The organism is Methylocella sp. (assembly GCA_037200525.1).
GTDB lineage: Bacteria > Pseudomonadota > Alphaproteobacteria > Rhizobiales > Beijerinckiaceae > Methylocapsa.
Genome location: JBBCGG010000001.1, coordinates 114,384 through 135,974 on the forward strand (window position 1 = coordinate 114,384; position 21,591 = coordinate 135,974).

The window sequence follows — 21,591 nt, forward strand, 5'->3', positions numbered from 1 at the left end:
TTATTTTGACGAAGTCGAAGAGGCCGCCACCTCCTTTTCCTCGTCGGATAATTCTTAAAAACTGCTCTTTAGCCATCGGCCAACCCGGCCGATGTATCCGTCCGCCTCCAGGTCCTGCGCCTGTGTTCTGCGCGAGGGCCGGAAATGTTCATTGCCGCTTACCTGCGGGTAGACGAGGAGCCCAACCGCCGCAGAGAAGGCAGGGCTCTTCGCCGATTCGGGAAGCCCCTGAACGCCGAGCGGCCTGCCGGTGCGAACCTGCCCTGAGATGATTCGCTTGGCCGCCTCGGGCAACCCGGTGAGCTGGCTCGCGCCTCCGGTGAGGACGATCCGGCGTCCTGCATGAGCCGGAAAGCCCGCGCGCTTCAACCGATCGCGCACCAGTTCAAGGATTTCCTCTGCGCGCGGTCTGATGATCGCGATCAGATTGGCCTTGGGCAGATGCGCCGGATGCTCGCCGTCCTCGCCGACCTGGACGACTGCGATCGTTTCGCGTTCGTCCGAGGCCGTCGGCAGACAGGCGCCGTAAAGAGTCTTCAGCCGTTCGGCATCGGCGAGCCTTATGCTCAGACCGCGTGCGATATCCGTCGTGACATGATTGCCGCCAACGGCGAAAGCATCGACATATGTCAGATTGCCGCCCGAGAAGACGCTGACGGAAGTCGTGCCTGCGCCCATGTCGATCAAGGCGGCGCCAAGTTCGGCTTCGTCATCGGCGAGCGTCGACAGGCCCGCCGCGTAAGGCGTCGCAACCATGGCGTCGACCGTCAAATGGCAACGCTCCACAGCCAGCATCAGGTTCCGCGCGGCTGCCGCATCGCAGCTCAAGACATGCATATCGGCGCCGAGCTCCTCGCCGATCATGCCCTTTGGATCCTCGATGTGGCGGGTTTGCCCGAGCGAAAAGCCGATCGGCAAGGAATGTAGAACCGCACGGCCATCGCGGCCGCCGCGCGCCGTGCAGGCCTCAAGCACGCGGTGCACATCGGCCTGCGTCACCGCCCGGCCGGCAATCGCGACTTTGGCGTCAAATAGCTGCGAGCCGAGCCGACCCCCTGTCGCGTTGATGATGACGCTTTCGACCTCAACGCCCGCCATCCTCTCAGCCGCATCAACGGCGAGCCGGATCGCGTCTTCAACCGCGTCCATATCGATCACGGTCCCGCCTTTGATCCCACGCGAGCGCTGATGCCCGATGCCGAGAATGCGGCAGCGATGCGTGCGCCCGCGCAAAGATTCGGACGGCCCGGTCGGATTGAGCCGCGCGATCAGACAGACGATCTTCGAGGTTCCAATGTCGAGCACCGATAGAATGGCGCTCTTGCGTTCCGACAAGGGTCGCAAACGCGGCGGCAGCATCGAATTCATGTCTGACCGCCTTTCGACTTCGGCTTGTGGGCGATCATTTCCGCGCGCGCGGCGGCGGCCTCTTCGGTCAGCCGCGCCACCATGCGGCCCGGCTGACGCAAATCGATCGACAGAATGTCTTTGTCGAGAACGTGCGACTCGCGTTGGAGCTTGACGAGGCTCGCAACGGCGGCTTCAGGATCGATCTCGGGCAGGAGAATGTCGATCCCGTCGGTTGTTTTCAGATCCCAGCGCCGCCCGGCGACGAGAACGCCAGCTCGGATCCGGTCACGCAAATCGCCTGTCGCATCAAGAAGCGCAAGATATTCGCCAAGCCTCGCATTGGCGCCGGGGCCAACGACGAACGGCAGATGCATGGAGCGCTGGTCGCGCATCGCATCGAGGCGCATGCCGTCGGCGGCGACGATGTTCACCTGGCCGTCGTCCTGCCACAAAGCGGCGGGCTGACGCTCCTCGACCTCAATCATAAGCCGATCCGGGTAGAGTTTCGTGATGCTCGCGTCTTTGACGAGCGGAAGCTTTTGCAGCCGCTCGCGAACTTTTGCGACATCGAGGAACGGCAGCGAATTGCGCGGACTGATGCCGGCCGCGGCGAGCACGTCGGCTTCGTCGAGTTCGCTCTGACCCGTGATCGTCACCGCTTTGATGTCGAAACCGAAGGCTTTGGCGAGAATATCCGAAGGATCGCCTTCTGCGGCGATGAAAGCGTCATAGTGACCGCCCTTCACGACGCCATATGCGGCTGTCGAAACAAATAGCGCAGCGACGAAAAAATAGGTGGCTCCTGGGCCGCTCAAGGGCGTGAGAAAGCGATGACGCAGGCCGAGCTTGCGCCGCCGCGCGCGCGGCCTTGCTGCGAGGCGCGAGGCCTCCGGCTCCCGAACAATCAACGCGCCGCCCGCACCCGCATAAGCCAATGTCCGCGGCGCAAATCCAATCTCCGTCTCTCTCAACGATCGCAGGAGGCGTCTTGGACCATCCATCGAACTAGCTCACCAAACGTCAGGCCGGCAAAGGCGGCGATTTCAGGCACGAGCGACGTCTCGGTCATTCCGGGTTGGCTATTGACCTCCAGCACGACGAGTTCCCCGGTACCCCCGGGAGAATCGTCGAAACGGAAGTCGGTCCGGCTTACCCCACGACAGCCGAGCGCTCTGTGCGCCATAAGTGCTAACTCTTGTACATTTTGGTAAACAAACTCTTTAAGATTTGCCGGAAGGATGTGGATGGACCCTCCCTTGGCGTATTTTGCGTCATAATCGTACCACCCGCCATCGGCTGCGCGGATCTCGATCACGTCATAGGCTTTGTCGCCGATGACGGCGCAGGTGAGTTCGCGCCCGGCGACAAATCGCTCGACCAGAACCATCTCGCCAAAGGGCCAATCCGCCCGCGTCAGCTCCTGCGGCGGATGGGCTTGATCAGCGCGGACAATGATCACGCCGAAGGAGGAGCCCTCGCTGATCGGCTTCACCACATAGGGCGGCGGCAAGACATGGCGCTTAGCCGCCTCGAGCCGATCGACCGTGCGGCCGGTCGCGACCGGAACCCCCGCCGCCTGCAACACATCCTTTGCGCGATCCTTCCGCATGGCGAGGGCGGAGGCCAGCACGCCGGAATGGGTGTAAGGAATTTGCAACATTTCTAGGATGCCCTGGATGATTCCATCCTCGCCAAATCGCCCGTGCAGAGCATTGAACGCGACGTCCGGCCGCAAGGCGGCCAAAGTTTCGCCAATCCGCCGATCGACGTCGAGGCGCGTGACGCGAAAGCCTTCGGCCTCAAGAGCGAGGGTGCAAGCCTCCCCCGAGCGCAGCGAAACCTCGCGCTCGGCCGAAAATCCGCCCATCAACACGGCGACGTGCTTTGTCATATTAAAGGTCCAATTCGTTCTAGCAGTTTCCCGTATTTGGGCGGCCGGTTTATGAGGGTTTCGGATTACCCGACCGAAAGCAAGCTCACTCGGCCGCCCCAACCCGCAAAATCTCCCATTCGAGCGCGACGCCGCTTTTCTCCAGCACCCGATCGCGAACCAATTCGCCGAGAGCTTCGAGATCGGCGGCCCGGGCGCCGCCGCGATTGATCAGAAAATTGCAATGCAATTCCGAAACCTGCGCGTCGCCGACGGCGAGTCCGCGGCAGCCCGCCACATCAATCAATTCCCACGCTTTCTGGCCGGGCGGGTTTTTGAATGTCGAGCCGCCGGTGCGCGTGTTGACCGGCTGCGTCTTTGCGCGCTGCTGGGATATTTCCGCCATCTCCGCCAGAATCGCATCGGGATCGCCGGCGACGCCCGCAAAAACGGCATGGGTAAAGATGACGTCGTCCTTGACGCCGCAATGGCGATAGGAAAATCCCATGTCAGCGTTGGAGAATTCGAGAATCCGGCCGGTCCGGTCGACGCCGCGGCAAGAGACGAGGCAATCCTTCACCTCGGCGCCATAGGCCCCGGCGTTCATGCGCAGCGCGCCGCCGACGCTGCCCGGTATGCCGCGCAGAAACGATAAGCCGGCGATCCCCGCTTTGGCGGCGGCCAAGGCCAGCTTCACATCCCGCGCGCCGGCGCCGGCCGCAATCGAGGAGCCTTCAATGGCCATCGTCTCGAAAGCGCGGCCAAGCCGGATCACGATCCCGGCGACGCCGCCGTCGCGGATGAGCAGGTTTGAACCGAGCCCCAGGGTCAGAATTTTTTGAGCGGGATCGAGACGCCGCAAAAAATAGGCGAGATCGTTTTCGTCTGCGGGCTCGAAGAGAATCTGCGCAGAGCCGCCCGTCCGGAACCAAGTGAACCCCGCCAACGGAGCATGAGCCGTCAGCGTCCCTCGCAGATCGGGCATTTTTTCGCGCAGAGCCGGAGCGATGTCGGGAAAGGACACGGGGCGCAGCCTTCCCGCATCAGCGGCAAGAGAACAGAAGATCTGGACTCATGCCTTATCTCCCGCGGCGAGTTCACCGGGGAGCGCATAGGCCCATTGCGTAATATTGCCGGCGCCGAGAAGGACGACATAATCGCCCGGCATGGCCAGAGGACGGACGAGGCTTGCAAGATCGGCCGGACTTGGCAAGGCCAACGCTTGCCGATGCCCGCGCGCCTTGATCGCTGCGACAAGCGCGTCGCGATCAACTCCCTCGATCGGCGCTTCGCCGGCGGCGTAAACGTCGGCGACGATCACCACGTCGGCGTCGTTGAAGCAGCCCGCGAATTCGTTGAACAGCGACTGCAGGCGAGTGTAGCGATGCGGTTGCACGACGGCGATGACGCGGCCCTTGGTGGAGGCCCGCGCCGCCCGCAAAACGGCGGCGATCTCGACCGGATGGTGGCCGTAGTCGTCAAATATTATCGCGCCGTTCCATTCGCCGGTGCGGGTGAACCGCCGCTTGACGCCGCCGAAATCGGCGAGCGCGCCGCGGATCGCGTCGGCGCTCATGCCAAGCTGATGCGCTACGGCGAGCGCTGCGGTCGCATTCAGGGCATTGTGATGGCCGGGCATCGGCATCAGAATCTTTTCGATCACCGTCTGGCCGCCCGTCTTGCGATCGCGGATGATCGCGCTGAAACGCGAGATGCCTCCCGAAAGATCGATATCGACGAGCCTGACGTCAGCCTGCGGATTTTCGCCATAGGTGATGACGCGGCGGTCTTCGATCTGGCCGACAAGCTCCTGCACTGTCGGATGATCGAGGCACATCACGGCGAAACCATAGAATGGAATATTCTCGATGAAGGCGCGGAAGGCCGCCTTGATTGCGTCGAATGTTCCAAAATGATCGAGATGTTCGGGATCGATATTGGTGACGATCGCGACGTCGGCGGGCAATTTGAGGAATGTGCCGTCGCTTTCATCGGCCTCGACCACCATCCAGTCGCCGGCGCCGAGCCGCGAATTCGTGCCATAGGCGTTAATGATGCCGCCATTGATGACCGTTGGATCGAAACGGCCGGCCTCCAGCAATGTCGCAACGAGCGAGGTGGTGGTCGTCTTGCCATGAGTGCCGGCTATGGCGACGCATTGCTTGAGGCGCATGAGTTCGGCGAGCATTTCCGCGCGGCGCACCACAGGCAGCCGCTTCTCGCGCGCTAGCTCCAGCTCGGGATTGTCGCGCTTGATGGCGGTCGAGACGACGACCACTTCAGCTGCGCCAAGATTTGACGGGCGATGGCCGATATGGACCTCAGCGCCCTTCTTGCGCAAACGGAGAACATTGGCGTTCTCGGCGGCGTCCGAACCCTGAACGGCATAGCCGAGATTGAGCAAAACCTCGGCGATGCCGGACATGCCAATGCCGCCGATGCCGATGAAATGAATGGGTCCTAGTTCCTGCGGAAGTTTCATTGCTTCTTTTTCTGTTCAGTTTCGGCAACGATGCGAAGCACGAGATCGGCGAGCCGATCGGCGGCGTCGGAAATGCCGGCGTTTTTCGCCGCCGTCGCGCGGCGGTCAAGATTTGCATGATCGCTTTGCGCCTCGATCAAGGCATTCGCCAGCCATTGCGGCGAAAATGCGCTTTGCGCGATGACGATGGCCGCGCCGCTGGCGGCGAACTGCTGCGCATTGGCGGCCTGATCCTGATCCAGCGCATGGGGTAGCGGAACCAGAATGGCGGACCGGCCGATCACGCCGAGTTCCGAAACCGTCGAGGCCCCGGCTCGGCCGATGACGAGATGCGCGGCGGCGATGCGATGCGGCAAGTCGGGAAAGAAAGGCTTGACCTCGGCATCAACGCCAAGGCGCTGATATGCCTCGCGCACTCGCGTCTCGTCTTCGCCGCGCGCCTGCTGGACCACAATAAGATGTTTGCGCGCGATATCCGGCATGAGTTCGATGGCGGCCGGGACCACATCCGACATGATCCGCGCGCCTTGGGAGCCTCCGGTGACGAGCAGCCGCAACTTCCCATCGGCAAAAGCGGGAAACGCGATTTTGGAGGCCTCGGTCACCATCGGGCGCACCGGGTCGCCGGTCAGATGCGCCTTGGCCGCGATTTTTTCACTGACGCCGCCGAGCGTCTCGAACCCTTTGGCGATGGCGTCGACGCGCGAGGCGAGGAACAAATTGGCTTTGCCGATCACCGCGTTGCCTTCATGCAGGACTGTCGGCACATGAAGATGCGTTGCCGCCAGAACGGGAGGCACGCTCGGATAACCGCCAAAGCCGACCAGCGCCAGAGGCCGAATGCGTTTGATCAGGCTTCGCGCCGCGAGCGTTCCGCGCAGCAAAGCCAAACCAGCAGCGGCGCGCGAGACAATCCCGCCGCCTCTCGGCGATGCGGAGCTGACAATGTGAATTGCCCGAGCCGGAAACGCCGCGCCATATTTCTGGGCGCGCTCATCGGTAAAAAGTTCGACCGCAAAGCCCCGCGCCAAAAATGCGTTGCTCAAGGCTTCGGCCGGGAACAAGTGCCCCCCGGTGCCGCCGGCCGCTAGGAGAATCGGGCGCTTCTCGCTCAAGCGTAGTTCTCCTGGGCGCTGGCGAGAATGCGAGATCCTGGCCGCTTTCGCATAACCGCAATCAGAAAGCCGATCGCCAGCGCCAGGGAGACCAGCGATGAGCCGCCGTAGGAAATGAAAGGCAAGGTCATGCCCTTGGCGGGCATGAGATGAAGATTGACCGCCATGTTGATCGCGCTCTGAATGCCGAACATCATGACGAGCCCAGCGGCGGCGAAGCGGCAGAACGGATCTTCGCTGCGCGAGGCGACGAACAGGCCGCGCAAGACGATGAAGGCGAAGATTGAAGCAATGACAAGGCAGGCGGCGATGCCGAATTCTTCGCCCGTGACCGCGAAGATAAAATCGGTGTGGGCGTCGGGAAGGATGCGCTTGACCGTGCCTTCGCCCGGCCCTTTGCCGAACCATCCGCCGGACAGAAAACTGTCCAGCGCCGTATCCACCTGGAATGTGTCGACGATGCCGCCGCCCGCTGCAGGATCAATAAATTTGATCACGCGCTCTCGAACGTGGGGAACGAGTTTATAGGCGATCAAAACGCCGCCGAACCCCGCTCCGCCGATGCCGACCACCCAGAACCAATGCAGTCCGGCCATGAAGAAAAGCGCCGACCAGACCAGCGTGATCAGCAGCGTCTGACCAAAGTCAGGTTGCAGGATCAGGGGGATGATCGTCAGCGGCAATAACAGCAGCGCAAACAAATTACCCGGCACGTCGCGCCGCCGGCCGCCCTCGGCGAAGGCCCAGGCCGCAAGAATAACGAAAGCAGGTTTTAGGAACTCAGAAGGCTGAACGCCAAAGATCCAGCGTCGCGACCCCTTCACTTCATGCCCAAAGAGCAGCGCGGCGATGATCAAAGCCAACGATACGACGAACACGACAAGCGCCACGCGCCGCACTTGCCGCGGCGAAAGGAAAGAGGTGAGAAGCAGCACGATTATGGTCGGGATCAACGCAAGAGCTTGCCGATGCACGAAATGAAACGTCGGCAGGCCAAGCCGCTCCGCAACTGGCGGACTGCCAGCCATGGTCAGAACCAGACCGAGGACGATCAGCGCCGCGACGGCAGCCAGCATCCAGCGATCGATCGTCCACCACCAGTTCGCCAAAGCCGAACGTTCCGCGCGCGATACCATATCTTGCGTCCCCCAACCTCTCGCCGCCGCTTAAGTCTTCCCCGCAATCAAGGCTTTGGCGAGATCGCGAAAACGATCGCCGCGCTTTTCAAAATCCGAAAACTGATCGAACGAGGCGCAGGCCGGCGACAACAGAACCACAGGATCGTCGATCGCGCTTTCTTCTGCGTCCCGCGCCGCTTTTGGAACGGCGTTTTCCAGCGTTTCGCGAAATTCAAATGGGAAAGAATCGCCGATCGTCGCCGCAAATTCCGCGCTCGCCTCGCCGATCAGATACGCTTTGACGATCTTCGGGAACAAGGGCCGCAGCGGCTCGATGCCGCCCTGTTTCGCCCGGCCGCCAAGGATCCAGAAGATTCTGTCAAACGACAATAGCGCCTTTTCGGCGGCGTCGGCGTTGGTCGCTTTGGAATCATTGACGAGCAGAACTTTACCTTTGCGTCCGACCTCCTCGAGACGATGCGCAAGGCCGGGGAAGGTGGAAAGGCCCTTCGCGACGCAATCGACATCGAGACCGAGGCAACTCAGCGCCGCGACGGCCGCGGCGGCATTCTGCCCATTATGCGCGCCGCGCAGCGAAGCGATGCCGGACAAATCCGCGATCAGGCTGGATCGCCCGCCGGCGCGGCGAAAGAGGGATGAGCCCTCGAAGACGACGCCGTTCTCAATCTTGCGGCCAGCCGCCGAAATCTGCATGACCTGCCGCCCTGCCGCGGTCAATTCCTCCGCGATCTTGCGCGTAAAATCATCATCGACGCCGATCACGGCGTGGTCGGCGTTGCGAACCAGCCGCGCCTTGATGGCGGCGTAGTTTTCCATTGTCCCATGGCGATCAAGATGGTCCGGAGTGACGTTGAGAAGAATGCCGACGGAGGCGTCAAGCGAGGGCGAAAGATCGACCTGATAGGACGAACACTCAATCACATGGACGCGGTCGCGGCTCGGCGGCTGCAAGGCCAGAATGGGCGTGCCGATATTGCCGCCGATCTCGACGGAATGACCCATGCTGCGAAACAAATGCGCGACAAGCGCCGTCGTCGTCGATTTTCCATTGGTGCCAGTGATCGCGACGAAGGGCGCCCCTGGCGCAATTTTTTTGCGCTCGCGACAAAAAAGTTCGATGTCGCCGATGACTTCAACCCCGGCCTCCTTCGCCTTCAGCACGGTCCAATGCGGCGCCGGATGCGTCAGCGGCACGCCGGGAGCGAGCGCCAGCGCCGCAAACTCCCGCCAATCCGCCGACGCCAAATTTTCTATTCTCAGTCCCACAGCGCGCGCCTTTTCCCGCGCGTGCTCATTGTCGTCCCAAACCTTCACTCGCGCCCCGCCCGCGACGAGCGCTTGCGCCGTGACAAATCCCGAACCGCCGAGACCGAAGACGGCGACGGATTTGTCCTTGAAGACCGTGACCGGGGTCATTTTTTACCTCAGCTTCAGGGTCGAGAGGCCGATCAGCGCCAGCACGAAGGCAATGATCCAGAATCGCACCACGACCTGCGACTCGGACCAGCCGAGCTGCTCGAAATGGTGGTGGATCGGAGCCATCTTGAAGACGCGTTTGCCGGTCAGCTTGAACGAGATGACTTGCACGATGACCGAAAGAGTCTCGACGACAAAAAGGCCGCCGACGATCCCCAAAACGATCTCGTGCTTGACCGCGACGGCGATGGTGCCGAGCAGTCCGCCAAGAGCGAGCGATCCGGTGTCGCCCATAAAGATCTGCGCCGGCGGGGCGTTGAACCAGAGAAAGCCAAGACCTGCGCCAATCACGGCCCCAGTGATGACAGCGAGTTCTCCGGCGCCGGGGACGAAATTAATGCCGAGATAGGTCGAGAAAATCGCATTGCCGGCAAGATAGGCGATGATGCCAAAGGCGCCCGTCGCGATCATCACCGGCACGATGGCGAGACCATCCAATCCGTCGGTGAGGTTGACCGCATTGCCGGCGGCGACGATGACAAACGGCCCGAAAATGAGAAAGAACAGGCCAAGGTCGGCGACGAACCCATTTACGGCCGGCAAAGCAAGCGCAGTCGTATGGGGCGTGCCTAGCTTCATCATCGCAAAACAAGCGATCACCGCAATCGCGACCTCGCACAGAAGCCGCCGCCGTCCCGAAAAGCCATTATGCGATTGCTTCGTGACCTTCAGATAATCATCGTAAAAGCCGATCAGCCCGAAGCCGGTCATGACGAAGAGAACAATCCAGACATAATGATTGTGCAGATTGGCCCAGAGCAAGGTGGAGACGATGAGCCCCGAAAGGATCATCAATCCGCCCATCGTCGGCGTCCCCTTTTTGGTCAGGAGATGCGACTGCGGACCGTCGTCGCGGATCGGTTGCCCTTTGCCTTGTTTGAGGCGCAAGGCCGCGATGATCCGAGGCCCAAGGAAGAACACGAAAAACAACGCCGTCGCGGTGGCTCCGCTAGTGCGGAACGTAATGTAGCGAAATAGGTTGAGCGGTCCAAAAAGGGTCGAAAACTCAGCGAGCCAGGTCAACATTTCATGAATCCCGCCGGGTTTGCGCCGCGTCCAAATCCGCGCCGCGCTGTTTCAACGCGCCGACGATCGCGCTCATTTTGCTGCCGTTCGATCCCTTGACGATGACGATGTCGCCGGCCCGAATCGCGGCGGCGACCGCAGGCTCGAGTGCGCTGGCGGCTTCGCGCCATTTGCCCCGCAAGGGCTTCGGCAACGCATCAAACAAATGCTTCACCAATGGTCCCGCCGCATAGACGAGATCGATATGATTGGCTCTGATATCCTCGGCGAGTTCCGCGTGCATCGCGCCGGCGTCGCGGCCGAGTTCGAGCATGTCGCCAAGAACCGCGATGCGGCGCCCTGGCTCCTCAAGAGGCAAAGCGCCAGCCAGCTCAAAAGCCGCGCGCATCGACGCGGGATTGGCGTTGTAGCTTTCATCGATCAATGTGTAAGGCCCATCCTTTGCGTTGAGAGTCAGCCTCTGGCCGCGTCCCGGCTGGGCGGCGAAAAAAGCCGACGCGCCTGCGGCGACGTCGAGATCTACGCCAAAAGCTTTGGCGGCGAGCAGAACGCTGAGTGAATTCATGGCGAGATGGCGCCCCGGCGCGCCGAGACGATAGATCAGGCGCCGGCCGCAGACGATCGCCTCGACGATCGAGTGGTCCGCCGCCAGTTTCACGCTGATCAATTTTGCGTCCGCGTTTTCATGTTCGCCGAAGCTCGCGACATGGCCGGCGGCGGAGTCCTTCGCGTGACCGAGAAGGCGCTCATAATGCGCATTGTCGCGCGGCAGAATCGCGACGCCGCCGGGCGTCAGGCCGGAAAAGATCTCGGCCTTGGCGTCGGCGATCGCCTCGACGCTGTCGAAATTCTCGATATGGACTGGAGCGACCGCCGTGATGATCGCCACATGCGGGCGCACCATCGCGGCGAGGGGCGCGATTTCGCCGTGGTGGTTCATGCCGATTTCGAAAATGCCGAATTGCGATGGCTTTGGCATGCGCGCAAGGGTCAGCGGCACGCCCCAATGATTGTTGTAGGAGGCGACCGAGGCGTGTGCGCCCCCGCCCTGCGTCAGCACCAGCCGCAAAGCCTCTTTCGTCGATGTCTTGCCAACAGACCCTGTGACAGCGACGATGCGCGCTTTTGTGCGCGCCCGCGCGGCGACGCCGAGCCGCTCCAGAGCTGGAAGAACATCGCGGACGACATACAGCGGACCCAGCTGCGCCAGCGCATCAGCATGGGCTTCATCGACTACCGCCGCAAGGGCTCCTTTGGCGAAAGCCGCGGCGACGTAATCATGGCCATCGCTGTTGGCGCCGTTGATGGCGAAAAAGAGATCGCCGCTTTGAAGCGTTCGTGTGTCGATCGAAATTCCGTTCGCGCCGCCTTGTGGAACGCCCCCGCTCACCCGCGCCGCAAGAGGCGCGACAAGCCCAAGACTGGTCCACAAAATATCGCCGGGCCCCCCAGTCGCGCCGTCTCTTGCCTGCGGCTCCGGGGCGTCGCGGATGCTGATCTCGCTCATGCCGCATAATCCTTCAGCGCCGCGCGGACGCAGTCGGAATCCGAAAACGGCAGCGTGATGTCGCCGACGATCTGGCCGGTTTCATGACCTTTGCCGGCGATGAGAAGCCCATCATCGGGGCCAAGCAAAGCGACCGCTTCGGCGATCGCGCTCGCCCTGTCGCCGATTTCGCGGACATTTGCCGCCCCGGCGGCCCCGGCCAGGATGGCTTTGCGGATCGCGGCCGGATTTTCCGAGCGTGGGTTGTCGTCGGTAACGATGACCAAATCGGCGAGCCGCGCCGCCACATCGCCCATGATCGGACGCTTTCCCGGGTCGCGGTCGCCGCCGCAGCCGAAAACGACAACGAGCTTCCCGCGCAAATAAGGCCTCAGCGTGCGGAGAACCTTGTCGAGCGCATCGGGCTTATGGGCATAATCGACATAGATCGGCGCGCCCTGGCGCTGTCCGACGCGTTCGAGGCGCCCCGGCGCGCCCTCGATCCGCTCCAGCGCGGCGAAGACCGTGTCGGAAGGGCTTCCCGTCGCCAGGCAAAGCCCCGCCGCAACGAGGGCGTTCGAGGCTTGAAAGGCGCCGGCAAGCGGGAGCGTCAGCTTAACGGCCTCCCCTGCGTAAGCGATCTCCAGCCGCGTCGAAACATTGTCCGGCTGCGCGGCGAGAAGTTTTAGCGTTTGGCCTTTGCGCCCGGTGCTGAAAACACGGAGCCCCCGCGCCTCGCAGGCGGCTATGACCTTCTCGGCCACACCGCTGTCGGCGTCGACCACGGCGCTCTGGCCCGGCTCCAACAAGCGCTCGAACAGCTGAAGCTTGGCGGCAAAATAGTCTTCGAGCGTCGCATGATAGTCGAGATGGTCGCGCGACAGATTGGTGAAGGCCGCAGCCTTGAGCCGCACGCCATCGAGCCTGTGCTGAACAATTCCGTGGGAGGAAGCCTCCAGCGCTAGATGCGTGACGCCGGCCCCGGCGAGTTGATCCAGCGTTTTGTGTAAGGTCACGGAATCGGGCGTCGTCAGCGAACCGTAAACCGACCCCGACGGCGCAACGACCCCAAGCGTGCCTAAAGAGGCGGCGGCTAAACCTTGCGCAGCCCAGATCTGGCGCACGAAGGCCGCGACCGAGGTTTTGCCGCTGGTCCCGGTGATGGCGACGACAGTTTCGGGCTGGCGCGGAAAGAATTGCGCGCTCGCCTTCGCCAGAGCGGCGCGCGCGTCATCGACCTTGATAAAGACGCCGGCTCCAATCGGCATTTCGGGCGCGCGCTCGCCGACGATCGCGAAGGCTCCCTGCCGCACCGCTTGCGGCGCGAAGGCGAGCCCATCCGTTTTTGTCCCAGGCAAAGCGAAAAACACGGTTCCAACTGTCGCGGCGCGGCTGTCGCAGCTGACGCCCGCAACTTCCCGGCCAGCAAAATCCTGTGGGATTTCAATGTCTGGAAGCAGCTCGGAAAGGCGCATCAATGCTCCTTTCCGCCGGTCGCCGGCACGTTGGCCTGGCTATAGCCAAGCTTGGCGAGCAGCGGGAACGGCTGCGTCGGCAGCTCAAATCGCGGCGGAATGCCAAGCAAAGGCCCGACCCTCTCGATGATCTTGCCGGTGACGCTGCCGGAATTCCACGCCGCCGTGCGATATCCGCCGGTCTCCGGCAGACCTTGCGGCTCGTCCATCAGCGTCAAAATCAAATATTTCGGCTTGTCGGCCGGCAGAATCGCCATAAAAGTCGTGAACACCTTATCCTTGGCGTAATGTCCGTGGACGATTTTGTCGGCGGTGCCAGTCTTGCCGCCAATGAAATAGCCCTTGATGTCGGCCATTTTCGCCGAACCGATTTCCGCGTTGAGACGCATCAGATAACGAAGCGACTCCGAGGTCTCGGGTTTGATGACGCGCGGCGCGTCTTTCTTAGCCTCCTCCTCGTTCCTCTTCAAGAAGGTCGGGTTGACCAGCAGTCCACCATTGGAAAGCGCGCCAACAGCCATCATCGCCTGCAAGGGAGCAACATTAAGGCCCTGTCCGAAGGCGATCGTCATTGTATTGAGCTCGCCCCAGTTTTTGGGAACCAGCGGGTCGGCCGTCTCGGGCAATTCCGTGTGCAGACGGGTCAACTGCCCCATTTTGCGCAGGAAAGCCTTGTGTCCTTCGACGCCAACCATCAGCGCCATGCGCGCGGCGCCGATATTCGATGAGAAAGTGAAAACCTCCGGCACTGTCAAAAGCCGGTGCTGAGCGTGGAAATCGTGGATCGTAAAGCGGCCGTAACGGAGCGAATCCCGCGCGTCGATCCGCGAATTGAGATTGACCTTCCCCTGATCGAGCGCCATTGCGACGGAAATCGCCTTGAAGGTCGAGCCCATTTCATAAACGCCGACGGAGATGCGGTTGATGTGGTTGGGATCCAGCGCGTCAGCCGGATCGTTCGGATCGTAATCCGGCAGCGACGCCATCGCGATGACTTCGCCGGTATTGATGTCGAGGATGACGGCGCCGCCCGCCTTCGCCTTGAACTTGGCGATGCCCTTGGCCAGTTCGTCGCGCACGGCGAAAGTCGCCTTGAGATCGAGCGAGCTAACGATCGGCTTCAGATCTTCCGGCGTCAGACTGAAGCCCGCACCATGCAGATCTGCCAGGCCCTGGCCGTCGATGTATTTTTCGAGCCCCGAGATGCCGACGCCGTCGAGATTGGCGAAACCCAGAACATGGGCGGCCACAGGGCCATTGGGATAGACTCGCTTGTTTTCAGGCAAAAACCCAACGCCCGGAAGGCCTAGGCGATAGACTTCCTGCTGCTGTTTTGGCGTGATCGCGCGTTTGACCCAGACGAACCCCTTGCGCGAACCAAGGCGCGTGCGCAGCTCGGTCGCGTCGACATCCGGAAGCACGGCGGTGAGAAGCTCGACCGCCTCATCCTTGTCGATGATGCGGCGCGGTTCGGCAAAAACCGACATGACTTTGACGTCGGTCGCCAGAACTTCGCCGTTGCGGTCGAGAATATCGGGCCGCGCCGCGGCGACGACATCGGTCCCGCCGCGTTTGGCGCTCCCTGTCTGCTGCTCCTGATGCAGACCGAAATAGATCAACTTGCCGCCGATGATTGCATAAAGGGCGATAAAGACGCAGGCGATCAGTTTAATGCGCCCAGAGCTTTTGTGGAGCTTCGTCGAAAATACATCAACGAGAATGCTCTTTATTCGACCGCGACTCGGGGTTATTCCGCCCGGCGCTACGCTCTCCCCATCTCTGTCATGAGAATCAAAGCCCTCAACCATATTGGCGCCAACTTCATCTTGTCAGGGTGGACGGGGTGGTTGGCCCCGCGACGGAGCCCTCATTCGGCGTATTGGTCGGCTCCGCCAATCCAAGCGCTTCGAGCTTGTCGCCGATCGCGTCGGTCCTCGCGGTCTTCGACGGCAGAGCGTCGGCGTTGGCGATCTGGCGCAAGGAAACTGGCTGCAGAGTGAGGAATTTGTCGGCGAGGGCCTCAATGCGCTCCGGCCGCGTCAGATGCGCCCATTCGGCGCGCAACATGGCGATCTGATCCTGCTCTTCCTTGATCTCGTGTTTCAGCTTCACGATTCTTTCGGCGTGGAAAATCGTCTCGTATTTGATCGAATAGGCATAAATCGCCGAACCGATCAGCGCCGCGACCGCGAGGAGGTTCAGAAAGCGCACCATCTCAACGCCCCTTCGGATTGCGCTGCGGCAGTCTTGCGAGCGCTAGAAGATTGTCGCCGACAGGCCGCGGCGGGGCCGATGTGCGCACCCCGTGGCGCAGCTTTGCGGAGCGCGCGCGCGGATTGGCGGCGACCTCGGAATCTGAGGGCGTCACCGGCTGTTTGCCAGGCAAAAGGAAGGTCGGCGGCGGCGGCGGCGCTTCGCCCGGCAGCAGCCGCGACGGCGCCGCCCCGCGTCCCGAACGGCTCGCGAAAAACTGCTTGACGATGCGATCTTCGAGCGAATGGAAAGTCACGACGACGAGCTTTCCACCGGGCCTCAGGATCGATTCCGCGCCGGCGAGCGCCCGGACGAGTTCGCCGAGCTCATCGTTGACGGCGATCCTCAGCGCCTGAAAACTGCGCGTCGCCGGATGCATCTCGCCGGGTTTGCCCGGCGCGACGCGAGAGATCATTCCGGCCAATGCTGCGGTGGAGACGAAAGGCGCTTGGGCGCGATCCATGACGATCGCGCGCGCGATCCGCCGCGATGCGCGCTCCTCGCCGAAATAATAGAGGATGTCGGCGAGCGTCGCCTCCTCCGCCGTATTGACGATATCCGCCGCGCTCTGCCCCGCGCGCTCCATGCGCATGTCGAGAGGGCCATCGTTGCGAAAAGAAAAGCCGCGATCCGCATCGTCGACCTGCATGGAGGACACGCCGATATCGAGCACAACAGCATCGAAATCGGTAAGCTCCAGTCGGCGCGCCGCCTCGACGAGTCCAGAAAAGCGCGCCTGAACGAGAGAAAGCCGCCCCTCGGCCTGCCGCGCCAGCAAGGCTCCCTCGGCGATCGCTACAGGATCGCGATCGAGCGCCAACACCCGCGCGCCCTGGGACGCGAGAAGCGCGCGCGAATAGCCGCCGGCCCCGAAAGTGGCGTCAAGATAGAGACCGCCCTCCTGCGGATCGATGATTTGGATGACTTCATCACGAAGCACGGGAACGTGCCGGGCCGGTCCGCCAGCGGCGAGAAGATCCTCATCGCCGCGACCCGAAGTCATTCCCGTGCTCCATGTGATCGTGGCGGCGGCATCTCCGGCGCCACGTGTCTGGAACTGAGCTGTTTTCGTAGGTCGCGCACCCGGTTTCTGGCCTCGTCCAGATGCACGCGGAAACGACTCGGCTCCCAGATTTGAAACTTGTGCCCATGGCCGACGAAGGTCACCTCGTTCGAAATCGTCGCATAGGCTTTGAGACTTTCCGTGAGGATCACGCGCCCCTCGGAATCGACTTTCAGAATCTCGCTGGTGCCAATGAGCGCGGTCGAAAACAGATCGCGCTCCTCCGAATAGGGGGAGAGCCCGCAAAGAAGTCCGTCGATTTCCCGCAACAGGGCATGACCACCGCAATCGAGCGCCTCCTGATCGATCGAGGGATGGATATAAAGACCATCGAAACCATCACGCGCCAGCACCGCCCGAAACGACGCCGGAATCGAAACCCGACCTTTGGCGTCGAGCTTATTGGTGTAGTGCGAGACATATCCGTCCACTCCACAACCCCAAGCTTTGCTGCCTTGTACGCCCAGCCCCTAACGCGTCGCTGCGCGCCTTTGGGAACTGACTTGATTAACACTTGAACGGGACGATTTGGGATAACATGGGATATATTGGGGGTCAATGTAATTCCCAGGGGCGGCAGGCAAATTCGACCACCGCGTCAACGCAACGCAGCAGAGATTTAAGAATCATTAAGGTTAACGGGGAGCTGTTGAGAGGCTATTTGGAGTTGACGCGCAAACCTCAGTTCTCACACAGAGGATTCGCTGATCTCGTCTGTCGCCGCGTTCAGTATTGGCAAGGCCCTGCCTCGAACCGGCTCCGCCTCAAAGCGAGGGAACAATCGCGAGCCAATGGGAATCATTCTTCGAGACAGAGGCTTTGATCTGCTCCCCATTGCGGAGATACAGAGCGCTCAGCGGGCGACGAGCGACGCCGGATCCGCCGCCAGCCCGCGTCAAACAGTCTATTTTCGAGCAAAAATCGTAGAGCGTACCGTCAATGCGTAGTCGCGGTGAAGTCGCTCGGCTCGACTGAAAACTCCACGGCCTCGATCAAAGCGTCGCCAGCCACCGTCATCAGCTCCACACGGACGGGTACGACGACATGCGCGCGCTCGACCGGGGCCAGCCAAACCTCAATCTGCCTGTTCTCGGCCATGAAGCGCGTCGATCGCGAATCGCGTCTGTGCCCGGAGATCGGGATATAGCGCGCGGCGCAGACCGCGACCGGCCCCGAATAACCTTGGATAGCCACATCCCTGGTGCCGGTATAAGACAGCGCAATATCGAAACGGACGAAGCCGTCATAGATCGGGATCGTGCGGTTGCACGCCGCCGGGCCCACGAGCGATTGCCCCTCCGCCACGGCCATCAGCAGCGCGCTCGTCGGATCGAGAATGTTGCGCTTATTTGCTTCAGTGACGGGAATCCGGCCTTCCTTGTCAGTCCAGGGCGGAGAAATATCGACGGCTTTCACATTGCCGCCATTGAGGGACATGCGGACGGTCCGCGTTTCGCGGGAATTGCCGGAGGTCGTCGCATAGGTCGCCGGCAAGATCGCTCCTTTACGGAGGGAGCCTGCTGAAGTCAGCGCCATTTTCACGTCGGCGACCATCGCCGCGACGCCCGTCAATTTGGCGTTGAAATCAATCCGATACCCGGTCGGATCGAATGAGCCGACGGCGGCCGCATCGCCGATATGCATGCCTAAGAGACTTACCGAGTAGCGCGCGCGCACGACCTCGGCGCTGGCCGAAGTCACTCCAAATTGAAAAACCAGACCAAGACCGAAAGCGAGCCGCAAAAGGCGAAACAAGGGTAATCTCCTAAGAGCGCGCACGCTTCAGCATGGGGCTCAAGATCTTGCCGGGAATTCCGGCAATTTTTCGCGAATCAGTCAAGCCCCTGCCTACGCCTCGTCTGCAGCGATCCGCCCAATCGTCGGGTCTGAAAATCGGATCGCTGCATGGCCTCGTTTGTTCAGACGACATTGAATCGGATGGATGAAAGTTCGCATTATCACGCGGCCGGACGCAAGCGCCAATGTGATGCTGCACAAACAGTTGTTCATAATCGCTTGGCCAGTAACCTTAAACTGCGGAAAATGAGCGAAACTTCGACGATTTCAAGATGATGGCGGGCGCCCGACGCTCGCCGCCAGGCTCGACGTCCCGCGATATTTCAGAATCATCGCGCGCGACCGAATTGGCGAAAGACAGCTTTCCTTATAAGGTCGCGCCATTATGGCCAAGAGAAGCCGATTCTGGGACGTTCAGCGACCATGCGAAAGATTTTTGGGGCGCAACGAACCGCCCGCGCCGTTCGGGCGTGGTCGCCTCTGACTGTCGCGGCGGGGCTTTTGTGGTGCGCCAGCGCGCAGGCGACGACCATCGCCCTCGACCGGCCCGACGCAGTTCTCGGAGCATGGGATTTGTCGCTCGCCGGCGGCAATAAGGAATGCCGCCTGACATTGCGCGCGGAGCCGGTGCACGGCGGCCAGTTCGTCGCCATGCCGCTTGGGTGCCGCCACGCGCTCCCAATTCTCAATACCATTGGCGCCTGGGTTTTGCCCGGCGATAATCACCTTGATCTCGCAGATGCTTACGGCAAGTCCGTGCTCGATTTCACGATCGAGACGGAGGAGACGCTGGTTGCGAGCGGCCCGGAGGGAGAGATCTATCGGCTTACCCTGGCCGCCGGAGGCGTCGCGCCGCAAAGAACCGTGGCCGCGACCGTTCCGAGCGCGAGCGCGGCGGCACCGGCCAAGCTTGCGGCCAATGCTGCGCATCCGATCGTCCGGCCGGGCGATGTCGCGGGCCGCTATTCGGTTTTACGCGAGGAAGCGCGCGACACCGGCTGCATGTTGACCCTCGACGATCAGGCCAAGACGAAAGCCGGCAACAAGGCTTTCCTATCGCCCGCCTGCCGCGATCAGGGCATCGTGATTTTTGATCCGACCGCTTGGCAGATCGTCAGCGGCCGCCTCGTCCTCACCGCGCGCAAAGGCCACTCGACGCATCTCGACCTGCAACCAGATGGCGTCTGGCTGAAAGATCCCAAGGAAGGCTCGAGCCTCAGCCTGAAGAAGATGTGATTTTTTTGGGGCGCGCGGGCTTTCGACCCTACGGCTTTCGCTCGATCGCGCTTCATAGTCTCCGCGCTTTTGTTCGCCGTTCGGCGGGGGTAGAGCCTACCGATCGAAGCGGATGAGTTCGACGCCCGCGTCATTCGCGCGACGTTTGTCGGCTAATCCGCTTATCCGGCCCTGCGCGCCCGCGCCGCGTGAATGAGTCCCGCGGTCGATGAATCCAATCCCTCGGTCGAAAGGCTCGCGTCGGCGGCGATCGGTGCGAGCTTCACCGCCAGCTCCTTGCCGAGTTCGACGCCCCATTGATCGAAGGAATTGATGTTCCAGATTACGCCCTGCACAAAAACCTTGTGCTCGTAGAGCGCGATCAATTGGCCAAGCGTGCGGGGCGACATCCATTTGTAGAGAAACGTGCTCGATGGACGGTTGCCCTCAAACACCTTATGCGGCGCCAGCGCTGTGATCGCCTCGGGGCTCGATTTCTCTGATTGCAGTCGCTTTGTGACATCCTCGATGGAGCGGCCCTGCATCAGCGTCTGGCTCTGCGCCAGACAATTGGCGAATAGCAATTCATGATGTTTTGGGTCAGCCGCAACAGGCGAGGCGGCGATGAGAAAATCAACCGGAACGATTTCCGTGCCCTGATGCAAAAGCTGGAAGAAGGCGTGCTGGCCGTTGGTTCCCGGCTCGCCCCAGATAACCGGCGCCGTCGCAAGCTCGACTTTCGCGCCGGAAAGGTCCACGGATTTGCCGTTGGATTCCATTTCGAGCTGCTGCAGATAGGCCGCAAAGCGCGCCATGCGCTGATCGTAGGGAATGACCGCATGGCTCGCAAAGCCCCAGATATTGCGATACCAGACGCCAAGGAGCGCCATCAGCACGGGGACATTGCGCTCGAGCGGGGCCTCGAGGAAATGCTTATCGATATCCTGCCCGCCGCGCAGAAAATCTTCGAAATTGTCCTTGCCGATCCCGATCGCCAGCGAAAGCCCGATGGACGACCAAATGGAATAACGGCCGCCAACCCAATCCCAAAAGCCGAATACGCGATCGCTCTTGATGCCGAAGGCGGCGATCTTGTCGAGTTGGGTCGACACCGCGCAAAAATGATCGGCGACGGCGCCCTCTCCGAGCTTTTCGGCGACATAGCGGCGAGCGCTCGCAGCATTGGTCATCGTCTCGAGCGTCGTAAAGGTCTTTGAGCAGATGATGAACAGCGTCGTCTCGATCGGCAGATGCTTCACCGCATCGCCAAAATCGGCCCCGTCGACATTGGCGACGAAATGCAGGGTCAAATGATCCGCGATGAAGGGGGCAAGAGCCCGCGCCGTCATAGCGGGGCCAAGATCCGAACCGCCTATGCCGAAATTGACGATATCGGTAAAACGCGCGCCGCTCGCCGATCTGATCTCGCCATTGCGCACCGCCTCGGCGAAGGCCTCCATCTTGCGCCGCTCGGCCATAACCTCGGGCATGACGTCGCGTCCCCCGGCGAACATCGGCGCGCCCGACAGATTGCGCAACGCCATATGCAGGGCCGGACGATGTTCGGTAACGTTGACCGGAGCGCCGGCGAAAAGGGCGGAGCGCCGCGACTCGACGTCTGCGGCGCGGGCGAGGTTCAGCAGCAAGCGCAGCGTGACGTCGCTCATCCGATGTTTTGAAAAATCGAAAAGAATGTCGTCGAGCTGGACATGAAAGCGCTCAAACCGCTGCGGGTCGGCGGCGAACAGATCGGCGATCTTTTGGGCGCCGATATCCTGCTTATGCGCTTCGAGCGCGGCCAGAGCCGCCACAACTTCACCACGAGCCATAAGATACCCTCAAGA

The 21,591-nt window shown here is 61.6% G+C and carries 18 protein-coding genes; 1 reads left to right on the plus strand and 17 read right to left on the minus strand.

Translation table 11 applies throughout. The features are described 5' to 3' along the window. Positions 1-54: 54 nt before the first annotated feature. The 16 genes from ftsA to WDN46_00655 all read right to left on the minus strand — a co-directional run bounded on the left by ftsA (position 55) and on the right by WDN46_00655 (position 18,490). Positions 55-1,368, minus strand: coding sequence for a cell division protein FtsA (ftsA, locus tag WDN46_00580; GenBank protein MEJ0091975.1), 1,314 nt, complete (start codon positions 1,366-1,368; stop codon positions 55-57). Beyond that, entirely contained in the window at positions 1,365-2,285 is a 921-nt protein-coding gene (locus tag WDN46_00585) for an FtsQ-type POTRA domain-containing protein (protein MEJ0091976.1), read from the minus strand. Before WDN46_00585 ends, ftsA begins: the two co-directional genes overlap by 4 nt. Before the next feature lie 32 nt (positions 2,286-2,317). Then, the gene (locus WDN46_00590) at positions 2,318-3,241 is read right to left on the minus strand and encodes a D-alanine--D-alanine ligase (GenBank protein MEJ0091977.1); all 924 of its coding nucleotides are present in this window, start codon (positions 3,239-3,241) and stop codon (positions 2,318-2,320) included. Between the two features lie 85 nt (positions 3,242-3,326). After that, the gene (gene murB, locus WDN46_00595; GenBank protein ID MEJ0091978.1) at positions 3,327-4,244 is read right to left on the minus strand and encodes a UDP-N-acetylmuramate dehydrogenase; all 918 of its coding nucleotides are present in this window, start codon (positions 4,242-4,244) and stop codon (positions 3,327-3,329) included. A 48-nt stretch (positions 4,245-4,292) separates the two neighbouring features. Beyond that, on the minus strand, positions 4,293-5,702 hold the full coding sequence (gene murC / locus WDN46_00600) for a UDP-N-acetylmuramate--L-alanine ligase (GenBank protein ID MEJ0091979.1): 1,410 nt from the start codon (positions 5,700-5,702) through the stop codon (positions 4,293-4,295). Further along, positions 5,699-6,817, minus strand: coding sequence for a UDP-N-acetylglucosamine--N-acetylmuramyl-(pentapeptide) pyrophosphoryl-undecaprenol N-acetylglucosamine transferase (locus WDN46_00605; GenBank protein ID MEJ0091980.1), 1,119 nt, complete (start codon positions 6,815-6,817; stop codon positions 5,699-5,701). The genes murC and WDN46_00605 overlap by 4 nt, the downstream gene beginning before the upstream one ends. Further along, on the minus strand, positions 6,814-7,953 hold the full coding sequence (locus WDN46_00610) for a putative peptidoglycan glycosyltransferase FtsW (protein ID MEJ0091981.1): 1,140 nt from the start codon (positions 7,951-7,953) through the stop codon (positions 6,814-6,816). Before WDN46_00610 ends, WDN46_00605 begins: the two co-directional genes overlap by 4 nt. 30 nt (positions 7,954-7,983) lie before the next feature. Further along, positions 7,984-9,372, minus strand: coding sequence for a UDP-N-acetylmuramoyl-L-alanine--D-glutamate ligase (gene murD / locus WDN46_00615; GenBank protein ID MEJ0091982.1), 1,389 nt, complete (start codon positions 9,370-9,372; stop codon positions 7,984-7,986). A gap of 3 nt (positions 9,373-9,375) precedes the next feature. Further along, positions 9,376-10,458 carry a phospho-N-acetylmuramoyl-pentapeptide-transferase gene (gene mraY / locus WDN46_00620; protein ID MEJ0091983.1) on the minus strand — a complete coding sequence of 361 codons (1,083 nt, stop codon included), beginning with the start codon at positions 10,456-10,458 and terminating at the stop codon, positions 9,376-9,378. A 1-nt stretch (position 10,459) separates the two neighbouring features. Next, the gene (locus tag WDN46_00625) at positions 10,460-11,965 is read right to left on the minus strand and encodes a UDP-N-acetylmuramoylalanyl-D-glutamyl-2,6-diaminopimelate--D-alanyl-D-alanine ligase (GenBank protein MEJ0091984.1); all 1,506 of its coding nucleotides are present in this window, start codon (positions 11,963-11,965) and stop codon (positions 10,460-10,462) included. Beyond that, positions 11,962-13,419 (minus strand): UDP-N-acetylmuramoyl-L-alanyl-D-glutamate--2,6-diaminopimelate ligase, encoded by a 1,458-nt coding sequence (locus tag WDN46_00630; protein ID MEJ0091985.1) that lies wholly within the window; start codon positions 13,417-13,419, stop codon positions 11,962-11,964. Before WDN46_00630 ends, WDN46_00625 begins: the two co-directional genes overlap by 4 nt. Then, on the minus strand, positions 13,419-15,227 hold the full coding sequence (locus tag WDN46_00635; GenBank protein ID MEJ0091986.1) for a penicillin-binding protein 2: 1,809 nt from the start codon (positions 15,225-15,227) through the stop codon (positions 13,419-13,421). Before WDN46_00635 ends, WDN46_00630 begins: the two co-directional genes overlap by 1 nt. A 13-nt stretch (positions 15,228-15,240) precedes the next feature. Then, entirely contained in the window at positions 15,241-15,633 is a 393-nt protein-coding gene (locus WDN46_00640; protein ID MEJ0091987.1) for a hypothetical protein, read from the minus strand. Between the two features lies 1 nt (position 15,634). Then, positions 15,635-16,675 carry a 16S rRNA (cytosine(1402)-N(4))-methyltransferase RsmH gene (gene rsmH / locus WDN46_00645; protein MEJ0091988.1) on the minus strand — a complete coding sequence of 347 codons (1,041 nt, stop codon included), beginning with the start codon at positions 16,673-16,675 and terminating at the stop codon, positions 15,635-15,637. Beyond that, positions 16,672-17,166 (minus strand): division/cell wall cluster transcriptional repressor MraZ, encoded by a 495-nt coding sequence (locus WDN46_00650; protein ID MEJ0091989.1) that lies wholly within the window; start codon positions 17,164-17,166, stop codon positions 16,672-16,674. Before WDN46_00650 ends, rsmH begins: the two co-directional genes overlap by 4 nt. A gap of 505 nt (positions 17,167-17,671) precedes the next feature. Continuing rightward, a complete protein-coding gene (locus tag WDN46_00655; GenBank protein MEJ0091990.1) occupies positions 17,672-18,490 on the minus strand; it encodes a DUF3108 domain-containing protein in 819 nt (272 codons plus the stop codon). Between the two features lie 465 nt (positions 18,491-18,955). On the opposite strand from WDN46_00655, the gene WDN46_00660 reads away from it, so the two are divergent. Further along, positions 18,956-19,768, plus strand: a complete 813-nt coding sequence (locus tag WDN46_00660) for an AprI/Inh family metalloprotease inhibitor (protein MEJ0091991.1) — start codon at positions 18,956-18,958, stop codon at positions 19,766-19,768. A 161-nt stretch (positions 19,769-19,929) separates the two neighbouring features. Here WDN46_00660 and pgi read toward each other — a convergent pair whose 3' ends face one another. Next, positions 19,930-21,576: a glucose-6-phosphate isomerase gene (gene pgi / locus WDN46_00665; GenBank protein MEJ0091992.1), complete on the minus strand. Its 1,647-nt coding sequence runs from the start codon at positions 21,574-21,576 to the stop codon at positions 19,930-19,932. Positions 21,577-21,591 lie beyond the last annotated feature (15 nt).

Excerpts from the sequence above, each read along its gene's own strand:
- ftsA (MEJ0091975.1), bottom strand. The coding sequence starts at position 1,368 with ATGAATTCGATGCTGCCGCCGCGTTTGCGACCCTTGTCGGAACGCAAG.
- WDN46_00590 (MEJ0091977.1), bottom strand. The coding sequence starts at position 3,241 with ATGACAAAGCACGTCGCCGTGTTGATGGGCGGATTTTCGGCCGAGCGC.
- murC (MEJ0091979.1), bottom strand. The coding sequence starts at position 5,702 with ATGAAACTTCCGCAGGAACTAGGACCCATTCATTTCATCGGCATCGGC.
- WDN46_00610 (MEJ0091981.1), bottom strand. The coding sequence starts at position 7,953 with ATGGTATCGCGCGCGGAACGTTCGGCTTTGGCGAACTGGTGGTGGACG.
- murD (MEJ0091982.1), bottom strand. The coding sequence starts at position 9,372 with ATGACCCCGGTCACGGTCTTCAAGGACAAATCCGTCGCCGTCTTCGGT.
- mraY (MEJ0091983.1), bottom strand. The coding sequence starts at position 10,458 with ATGTTGACCTGGCTCGCTGAGTTTTCGACCCTTTTTGGACCGCTCAAC.
- WDN46_00625 (MEJ0091984.1), bottom strand. The coding sequence starts at position 11,965 with ATGAGCGAGATCAGCATCCGCGACGCCCCGGAGCCGCAGGCAAGAGAC.
- WDN46_00630 (MEJ0091985.1), bottom strand. The coding sequence starts at position 13,419 with ATGCGCCTTTCCGAGCTGCTTCCAGACATTGAAATCCCACAGGATTTT.
- WDN46_00635 (MEJ0091986.1), bottom strand. The coding sequence starts at position 15,227 with ATGGTTGAGGGCTTTGATTCTCATGACAGAGATGGGGAGAGCGTAGCG.
- WDN46_00640 (MEJ0091987.1), bottom strand. The coding sequence starts at position 15,633 with ATGGTGCGCTTTCTGAACCTCCTCGCGGTCGCGGCGCTGATCGGTTCG.
- rsmH (MEJ0091988.1), bottom strand. The coding sequence starts at position 16,675 with ATGACTTCGGGTCGCGGCGATGAGGATCTTCTCGCCGCTGGCGGACCG.
- WDN46_00660 (MEJ0091991.1), top strand. The coding sequence starts at position 18,956 with ATGCGAAAGATTTTTGGGGCGCAACGAACCGCCCGCGCCGTTCGGGCG.
- pgi (MEJ0091992.1), bottom strand. The coding sequence starts at position 21,576 with ATGGCTCGTGGTGAAGTTGTGGCGGCTCTGGCCGCGCTCGAAGCGCAT.